This window comes from Paenibacillus dendritiformis (assembly GCF_015845845.1).
Lineage (GTDB): Bacteria > Bacillota > Bacilli > Paenibacillales > Paenibacillaceae > Paenibacillus_B > Paenibacillus_B dendritiformis_C.
In genome coordinates, this window is record NZ_LDIG01000219.1 from 1 (window position 1) to 7942 (window position 7942).

Sequence of the window (7942 nt, forward strand, 5' to 3'; positions counted from 1 at the left end):
TCGAAATCCAGTCCGCAAAACCACAAATAGCCCGCATGCATGGGCAGCAGTTGATACAATTCCCGTTCGGAGTGGTTGAACAAATACGAAAGCAGCATCAGTCGAACCATTCGCTCCGGGTCAGCCGCCGGGCGACCGGTGCGTTCCGTATATAGCGGCGCTACCCAATCATGGACGATGGATAAATCAAGCGCCTCGTTGATTTGACGCAGGATGTGCTTTTTCGGCACGAGTTCATCCATATCCACGAATTGAAACATCTGAGGCTGGACAGCCGATGACTTATAGGCTTTCATGTTCAATCACTCTCTCGATTATTTGTTACAGTACAAATTCGACAAAACCGTGGGAAAGACCTGTTTAAGCGGACTTTTTCACCAGACTTTTAGGCATCTATCCGAAATCACGGTACAGTGATATGTATCTTTTAGTATTTTAAAAGGCTTAGTTTTTTAAAAGTTTTGGTAGTCCGCACTATTTTCTATTATTATTGCGTACCTTCATTCATTAGATCGAGTTTTTTCTAATTGAAAATAAAAAGCATTTATATGTATTATAGTTTATTATTTTTGTTTGTCAACAGATTTTGGTGTTTATGCCTCCTTTTGGAATGAGGTATTGTTTTCACTACTATCATAGCGGGAGTTAGTTAATTCCGGTTTTAAAGTGCCTTCTTTATTTTTCCTCGTGGTTTTCAGCAACTCACCAAGTCTTCCTTCCTTCAATTTACTTTTCATCACACCCGATCCGTACAACCGCCATTTCCATTCCGTGTACTGGTGGAAGCCGGGCGGGGTGAAGTAGTACGATATTTCTATTGATAATGGTTCTCATTGTCGAACGATATAGATGAAGAAAAGGGGAATAGGAAAGATGCGGAATATAGCACGTTTTGCGGTTCTACTTTGCGCCATGATGTGGGTGGTTGCCGGTTGCGGAAATAGCGCCTCGCAGGAGGGGACGGTTCAGGAGTCGGCGATCCAAAAAACTACGCAGGAGTCGCAGCAGCCGGCAGCGGCGGATAGCGGTTCAGCCGCATCATTCCCGAGAACCGTGGCACATGTAGTGGGCGAGACGGTGATTGAGGCCAAGCCGATGAAGATTGCGACGCCGTATATTTCGTTCGTCGATTATATGGCCATGCTCGATGCGTATCCGGTGGCAGCGCGGGGCGTGGATACGATTGAACGGAACTTCCCGAATCATTGGCGCGTGATGAAGGGCTGTCCAGCCCGGAATGGGGCTAATCCATTATAAAACATAGTTAGTAGATGGGAATTATGCGAAAAAAATATTGTTTCCCCCCAAGAACCGTGATATCATCGGAACAATCATCGGATTCATAAGATGGCATCGAATGATATTTCACGTTCAGGGGGTTGTGCGCGATGAAGAAAAGAACTATAACATTCCTGTTGCTTGCCCTTGCCGCCATGATGGTGACGGCTTGCGGCAGCCAGAGCGAGGGCGCGAAGCCGGAGTCCGGACAAGGGACGGCCGCATCGGCCGAAGCGGGCGGCTTGCTGGAAGAGATCAAGGCGAGCGGGAAGCTGCGCATCGGCACCGAGGGGACGTATCCTCCTTTCACGTACCATGACGACAGCGGCAAGCTGACCGGGTTCGACGTCGAGATTGCCGAAGAGGTCGCGAAGCGGCTGGGGGCGACGCCGGAATTCGCCGAAGCGAAGTGGGACGGGATGTTCGCCGGGCTGGATGCGAAGCGGTTCGACATCGTCGTGAACCAGGTGGCCATCAACGAGGAGCGCAAGCAGAAGTATGACTTTTCCGATCCGTACAGCGTGTCGAAGGCCGTGCTGATCGTGCATGAAGATAATCAGGATGTGAAGGCTTTTGCGCATATTCAAGGCAAAAAAGCCGGCCAGTCGCTCACTTCCAACTTGACGGAGCTGGCGAAAGAGAACGGCGCTGAGATTGTGCAGACGGACGGCTTCAATCAGGCGATCGAACTGCTTGTATCGAAGCGCATTGATGTCACGGTCAACGACGGCCTGTCCTTCCTCGATTTCAAAAAGCACCGTCCCGACGCCAAGGTGAAGGTCGTGGCGGAGCATGCGAATGCGTCCCGCAGCGGCATCCTGCTGCGCAAGGGCAATCCGGATCTGGTCGATGCGGTGAATCAGGCCCTGGCGGATATGAAGGCCGACGGCACGTATTTGGCCATTTCCGAAAAATATTTTAATGCCGACATTTCGAAATAATCGGGTGATTGCTTATGGATAAAAACATACAGCTCTTTATCGATTCGCTATGGCCCTTGCTTAAATCGGGGTTGTTGTTCGCGATTCCGCTTACGCTGATCTCGTTCGCGCTGGGTCTGGCGCTCGCTTTATTGACGGCCTTGGCCCGCTTGTCGAATATCCGGCCGCTCGTGTGGGCCGCGCGCTTCTATGTCTGGATCATTCGGGGGACGCCGCTGCTTGTGCAATTGTTTATTATTTTCTACGGTCTCCCCAGCGTCGGCATTACGATTGGCGCCTTCCCGGCCGCGGTGATCGGGTTCTCGCTGAGCGTCGGGGCCTACAACTCGGAAGTGCTGCGGGCCGCCATGCAGTCGATCCCGCAGGGACAGTGGGAAGCGGCGGAATCGCTCAGCATGACGCGCAGGCAGATATTGCGCCGGATTATACTGCCGCAGGCGGCCAGGGTGTCGGTTCCGCCGCTGTCGAATTCGTTCATCAGCCTGGTGAAGGATACATCGCTGGCCGCGACCATTACCGTGACGGAGATGTTCCAGCGCGCGCAGCAGATTGCGGCGGCCACCTACGAGCATATGGTCATCTATTGCGAAGTGGCGCTTCTTTATTTATTGTTCAGCACGATTTTGTCCGCCCTGCAGGCGAGGACGGAAAAATATTTTGAACGCTACGCCGTTCGATAGGAGCAGGTCTATGATTGACATAAGAGATGTGCGCAAACATATCGGAGATGCGGCGATTTTGAAAGGGATTAGTCTGCATGTGAACAAAGGAGAGACGGTCGTTATCATCGGCCCTTCGGGCTCGGGCAAATCGACGCTGCTTCGCTGCTTGAATCTGCTGGAGCAGCCGACGAGCGGTTCGGTTCGCATCGGCGGCGCCGAGCTCCATTTCCGGGAGGGGACACGGGTTGAAGCGGGAGCGGTAAGGAAGCTGCGCCTGCATACCGGGATGGTGTTCCAGGCGCATCATTTGTTCCCGCATATGACCGCGCTGCGCAATGTGATGGAAGGTCCGGTGACGGTACGGGGACGGGCGCAAGCGGAAGCGCAGGCAAGCGCGCTTAAGCTGCTGGAGAAGGTCGGGTTGGCCGACAAGGCGGAGGCGTACCCGTACCAGTTGTCGGGCGGGCAGCAGCAGCGTGTCGGCATCGCGAGGGCCTTGGCATTAGAACCGGATGTGATGCTGTTCGATGAGCCCACGTCGGCGCTTGATCCCGAGATCGCGGGCGAAGTGCTGGACGTGATGGCCGGGCTGAAGCGGGAAGGGATGACGATGGTCATCGTCACCCATGAGATGCAGTTCGCGCGCTCCATGGCCGACCGGGTTCTGTTCCTGGATCAAGGAGCTGTCATCGAGGAAGGCCCGCCGGATCAACTGTTCGACCGGCCAACCCAGGAGCGGACGCGGCAATTTCTCCGTCGGCTCCATTGGATGAAGGATGTCCCGGCAGCAGCCTCTCAGCGATATGAGGGGCGAACCGCTACGACTCCAAATACGCCAAGATATCCTCTCGCGTCAACTCGCGGCGCATCCAGCGCAGGCGCTCGTTCACTTCCTGCCATGCGCCGGCTTGCGCCGCCTGCATCATATAGCTGACGAACTTGTCCTGGCCGGCCAGATTGTAATCGATAATGCCCGCCAGCTTCCGATCCTCATCGATCAGCAGATTGTTCAGCGACAAGTCCCCCTGCACTCCGCCGGCCGGCAGCGCAGGGAAGGCCGCTTCCAGCTCCTTGCGCTTCCGGTTGTAGACATCCCATATTTCTTCAATAAGAGCATAATCGGCTTCCGAATACTTGAGTGTTTCATACCATTGCTTGGCGTCGCTGTAGTTTTCCTCCTCCGGATCAAGCAACACGTAGGGACTGTTCCAGTCATACTCAATCCGTTCCCGGAGCGCGATCGTATGCATTTTCCCCATACAGCTCCCTAATTGTCCCAGAAAGCCGGCGCTCATATCTTCCATATCCAGCTTCCGGGATACGCTGACATACGATCAGGTAGATTACGGGCTTGTCATCATTAGGCGCATTCACGCTCCGTTGCCGTTATTTTTTCAAGTATGCTGCACTTTGCAGACGGGTGTGGCAAGCACAAAATGAGCCGGAAGTCCGCCCCATTTCAAGCCAGGGATCGGGATGTTTCGGTCTCGTTCTGTAAAATACGTGCTTTATCTCATAAAAACTGAAAGAGCACTAATTTTTTCTATTATTTTACTACCCGATGTAAAGGGGTTAGTGGTACAATGTGAGGAAAATACATCCTTCACACAAAATTCGAATTTGAGAGAGGGGAATTACGTGGTAAAAAAGAAGTGGTTTTCATTCATGCTGCTTGTGGTGCTTATGGGAACGCTGGTCTCAGCGTGCAGTGGTTCACCTTCATCGACGAATCCGCCCAAGGAAGAAACCAAACCGTCCGACACAGCCAGGACGGAACCGGCAAATGAAAATACGGCGCAAACGCCAAAGGATGGCGGAACGCTCACGCTGAGCACCTTCTCGGACATCGTGACGGCCAACCCGTTATTTGCGAGCGACACTGCTTCAGGAGATGCCGTCAACTTGATGTTTGCCAGACTGTACGATCTCGATCGGCAAGCCAACATTGTGGTAGAGCCCTGGTCCCTAGCCGCCGAGCTTCCCCAGATTAGCGAAGACTCGAAGACCTATACGATCAAGCTGAAGCCCGAAGCGAAATGGAGCGACGGCGAGCCGGTTACGGCGGATGATCTGATCTATACGATTAATACGATGCGCAACCCGGATACCGGTTCCCCAGGCATCAGTCAATTCGAACATGTCGACACCATCACCAAAATCGATACCCACACCGTAGAAATCAAGCTCGGGCAAATCTATGCTCCCTTCCTTTACTCTCTAAAAATGGAACTCGTGCCCCAACATATTTTGAAGGATGTTCCCGTCAAGGAACTGAAGCAGCATATTTTTGGCTCCGACCCTGCCAAGACCGTAACGAACGGCCCATGGAAATGGACGGAATGGAAGCAGAAGCAGTATTTGAGCTTCGAAGCCGACCCGAATTATTGGGGGGCCAAGAAGCCGCATATCGCTAAAGTCATCTACAAAATTTATGCGGACCAAAATACCGAAGTGCAAGCGCTCATTAAAGGCGATATCGACTCCATCTCGGCGATTCCGGTCACGCAGCTCGATGCGGTGCAGAAACGGGAAAATCTCCGCGTCATACTCGCCCCGGGGCCAATGTATGAATACCTTGGCTTCAATTTCAACGGCATGAACTTCCCGAACAATGAGAGCTTCTTCACCGGCCAGAAGACGAGACAGGCCATCGCGCATGCGCTCAACCGTCAAGGCATGGTTGACAACATCCTGAAGGGCACCGGCCAATTGATGAATTCGCCGTTCCTGCCAGGCTCCTGGGCAGACCCGGGAGAAGCAGCGGTCAAGTATGACTATGATCTGGAAAAAGCGAAGAAGTTGCTGGCGGAAGACGGATGGGTACCGGGCGCGGATGGCATTTTGGAAAAGAACGGGCAGCGCTTCTCCTTCGAGCTTCAATACAATACGGGGAACAGCCGCCGCGAGCAAGTCGCCGCCGTCATCCAACAGAACTTGAAGGACGTCGGGATTGAAGTGCAGCCAAGGGGAATCGACTTTTCCGCATGGCAAGAACAGAACGTGATTCCAGGGAAATATCAGGCCGTATTGGCGGCATGGTCCTTGACCGATCCGGACCCGAACTCGGAAAGCATTTTCTCATCGAAATTCTTCCCGCCGAATCAAAACGGGGGCTGGTACAAAAACGAGAAGCTGGATGAACTGTGGGTAAAGGGGTATTCCGTCGTCGATCAGAACGAACGGAAAGAAGTATACGAAGAGATCGGCAAAGAAATCACCACGGATCTTCCTTATGTATTCTTGTACCAGTACGGCACGCCGCAAGGCTTGGGCCCTAAGGTCAAATTTGCGGAAGAAGACAGACCGGAGCCTTCGCTTGCCTACGGTTATATGTTCCGCATCATCAACTGGTGGGTAGAGTAACGCAACCAACGCATCAGAACATGCTTCAAGAGGGGAGGGGGGCTTGCCCCAATGTCATTAAGATAAGGCGCGGAAACCATAATCAAGCACAAGAGCAGGTTATCAAAAAGATAGCCCGCTCTTTTTTTTGTTTCAAAAGAAAATCAAGACTTAACAGGTAGATGGATATGTGTGGCGAAGCCCCTTGAAAAAACGAGGAGGTTACGCCAATGAATGAGTACGCGAATTCGCTAAAAGAAACGCTGACATCCCTCATACGAGAAATGGCAGCCGCACCAGCACCTTATGTCAAAAACCCTGAAAAAGATTTTACCCGAAAGAAAAAGCTATCCTTTGAAACGGTGATGCAACTCCTGATCTCCATGGGGGGCAACAGCATATATAAGGAACTCCTGGAATCCCAAGGTTATAACGTAAACACCGCAACCACTTCCGCTTTTGTCCAACAGAGGAATAAAATCCTGCCGTCTGCTGTGGAATTCTTGTTTCACGCATTTACGCAATCGTATACGGATATCAAGGACTACCGAGGGTATCGATTACTTGCCGTTGACGGTTCGGATTTACATATCGCAACTGACTCTGCGGACACGGACACCTATTTTCAAAGTCAACCGAACACGAAAGGCTATAGCCTTCTGCATTTGAACGCTGCCTATGACTTGTGCAACAGACTGTACGTGGATGCCATTGTTCAACCACGAAGGTTGTGCAACGAGGGAAGGGCGCTGGCTGCTATGGTTGACCGTTCTCCCATCAAGGGCAAAACCATTGTTATTGCCGATAGAGGTTATGAAAGTTACAACAATTTCGCGCACCTTGAACGCAAAGGGTGGAACTATGTCATACGGGTAAAGGATTTGGATTCCAATGGTATTCTTTCGGGCTTGCGTTTGCCCTCTAGCGGAGAGTTTGATAGGGACGTTCATCTGACACTCACCAAAAAACAAACCAAAGAGGTCAAGGCTAATCCCGAGATGTACAAGTTCGTTCCTTCCACGTCTACATTTGATTTTTTGGATTTGCATGAGAACTTGTTTTACCCGATTACCTTTCGGGTTGTTCGTTTCGTCCTGCCTCATGGCGCTTATGAGACCGTCATTACGAATCTTTCTGCCGCTGATTTCCCACCCGATGAAATCAAGTCTATGTATAACAGGCGATGGGGCATTGAAACCTCTTTCAGGGCATTAAAGTACACTGTCGGTCTGACGAATTTTCACGCAAAGAGACGAGAGTCCATCACCCAAGAGATTTTCGCAAGAATGATCATGTACAATTTCGCTGAAATGATGACCTCACACGTCGTCATTTCCCAAATGGATAAACGGCACTCATACCAAGTCAACTTCACGGTTGCCGTTCACGTTTCTAGACATTTCCTGCGCTCACGGCACGATGAACCCCCGCCCGATGTTGAAGCACTGATCCGCAAAAACATTTTGCCGATTCGCCCCGTTCGCCCAGGGCAGCAGAATACGCGCAAAATACGCTACAAATCAGTTGTTAGCTTCGTCTATAGAGTAGCATAATTCGTTTCATATGAACATTTTTTAAGCGGATCTTCCGTCCGCTTTGTTTGCTGTACGCTTTTTCCTTGCTTGCACCAAAAACAAACGGCACAGGGCTTTTTCCCATGCCGTTTCGGATTCCATTTTTATTTCCGCTCTTGTCTTTGAGCTTAACTTAATGACATTG

General features: G+C 51.4%; 8 protein-coding genes and 1 pseudogene. 6 read left to right on the forward strand and 3 right to left on the reverse strand.

The window, feature by feature from the left end; all coding sequences use genetic code 11:
* Both ABD76_RS22210 and ABD76_RS22215 read right to left on the reverse strand, forming a co-directional pair.
* Positions 1-296 (reverse strand): transposase (locus tag ABD76_RS22210; protein ID WP_197253959.1); only part of this gene is annotated, 296 nt, incomplete at its 3' end.
* A 297-nt stretch (positions 297-593) separates the two neighbouring features.
* Positions 594-737: a hypothetical protein gene (locus ABD76_RS22215; protein WP_197259254.1), complete on the reverse strand. Its 144-nt coding sequence runs from the start codon at positions 735-737 to the stop codon at positions 594-596.
* A 136-nt stretch (positions 738-873) separates the two neighbouring features.
* Between ABD76_RS22215 and ABD76_RS22220 the strand changes: the two genes are divergently transcribed.
* The 4 genes and pseudogenes from ABD76_RS22220 to ABD76_RS22235 all read left to right on the forward strand — a co-directional run.
* Positions 874-1257 carry an ABC transporter substrate-binding protein gene (locus ABD76_RS22220; protein ID WP_197259255.1) on the forward strand — a complete coding sequence of 128 codons (384 nt, stop codon included), beginning with the start codon at positions 874-876 and terminating at the stop codon, positions 1255-1257.
* A 131-nt stretch (positions 1258-1388) separates the two neighbouring features.
* The gene (locus ABD76_RS22225; RefSeq protein ID WP_197259256.1) at positions 1389-2219 is read left to right on the forward strand and encodes an amino acid ABC transporter substrate-binding protein; all 831 of its coding nucleotides are present in this window, start codon (positions 1389-1391) and stop codon (positions 2217-2219) included.
* Between the two features lie 14 nt (positions 2220-2233).
* On the forward strand, positions 2234-2899 hold the full coding sequence (locus ABD76_RS22230) for an amino acid ABC transporter permease (RefSeq protein ID WP_197259257.1): 666 nt from the start codon (positions 2234-2236) through the stop codon (positions 2897-2899).
* Between the two features lie 10 nt (positions 2900-2909).
* A pseudogene (locus tag ABD76_RS22235) lies at positions 2910-3644 on the forward strand (amino acid ABC transporter ATP-binding protein); the annotation flags it as partial.
* A gap of 55 nt (positions 3645-3699) precedes the next feature.
* Here ABD76_RS22235 and ABD76_RS22240 read toward each other — a convergent pair.
* Positions 3700-4185, reverse strand: coding sequence for a phosphotransferase (locus ABD76_RS22240; protein WP_242069736.1), 486 nt, complete (start codon positions 4183-4185; stop codon positions 3700-3702).
* A gap of 361 nt (positions 4186-4546) precedes the next feature.
* On the opposite strand from ABD76_RS22240, the gene ABD76_RS22245 reads away from it, so the two are divergent.
* On the forward strand, positions 4547-6244 hold the full coding sequence (locus tag ABD76_RS22245; RefSeq protein WP_197259258.1) for an ABC transporter substrate-binding protein: 1698 nt from the start codon (positions 4547-4549) through the stop codon (positions 6242-6244).
* 209 nt (positions 6245-6453) lie between these two features.
* The gene (locus ABD76_RS22250) at positions 6454-7776 is read left to right on the forward strand and encodes an IS4 family transposase (protein WP_197257525.1); all 1323 of its coding nucleotides are present in this window, start codon (positions 6454-6456) and stop codon (positions 7774-7776) included.
* Positions 7777-7942 lie beyond the last annotated feature (166 nt).

Coding starts and splice junctions, on each gene's coding strand:
- ABD76_RS22215 (WP_197259254.1), bottom strand. CDS start 737: ATGAAAAGTAAATTGAAGGAAGGAAGACTTGGTGAGTTGCTGAAAACC.
- ABD76_RS22225 (WP_197259256.1), top strand. CDS start 1,389: ATGAAGAAAAGAACTATAACATTCCTGTTGCTTGCCCTTGCCGCCATG.
- ABD76_RS22220 (WP_197259255.1), top strand. CDS start 874: ATGCGGAATATAGCACGTTTTGCGGTTCTACTTTGCGCCATGATGTGG.
- ABD76_RS22240 (WP_242069736.1), bottom strand. CDS start 4,185: ATGGAAGATATGAGCGCCGGCTTTCTGGGACAATTAGGGAGCTGTATG.
- ABD76_RS22250 (WP_197257525.1), top strand. CDS start 6,454: ATGAATGAGTACGCGAATTCGCTAAAAGAAACGCTGACATCCCTCATA.
- ABD76_RS22230 (WP_197259257.1), top strand. CDS start 2,234: ATGGATAAAAACATACAGCTCTTTATCGATTCGCTATGGCCCTTGCTT.
- ABD76_RS22245 (WP_197259258.1), top strand. CDS start 4,547: ATGCTGCTTGTGGTGCTTATGGGAACGCTGGTCTCAGCGTGCAGTGGT.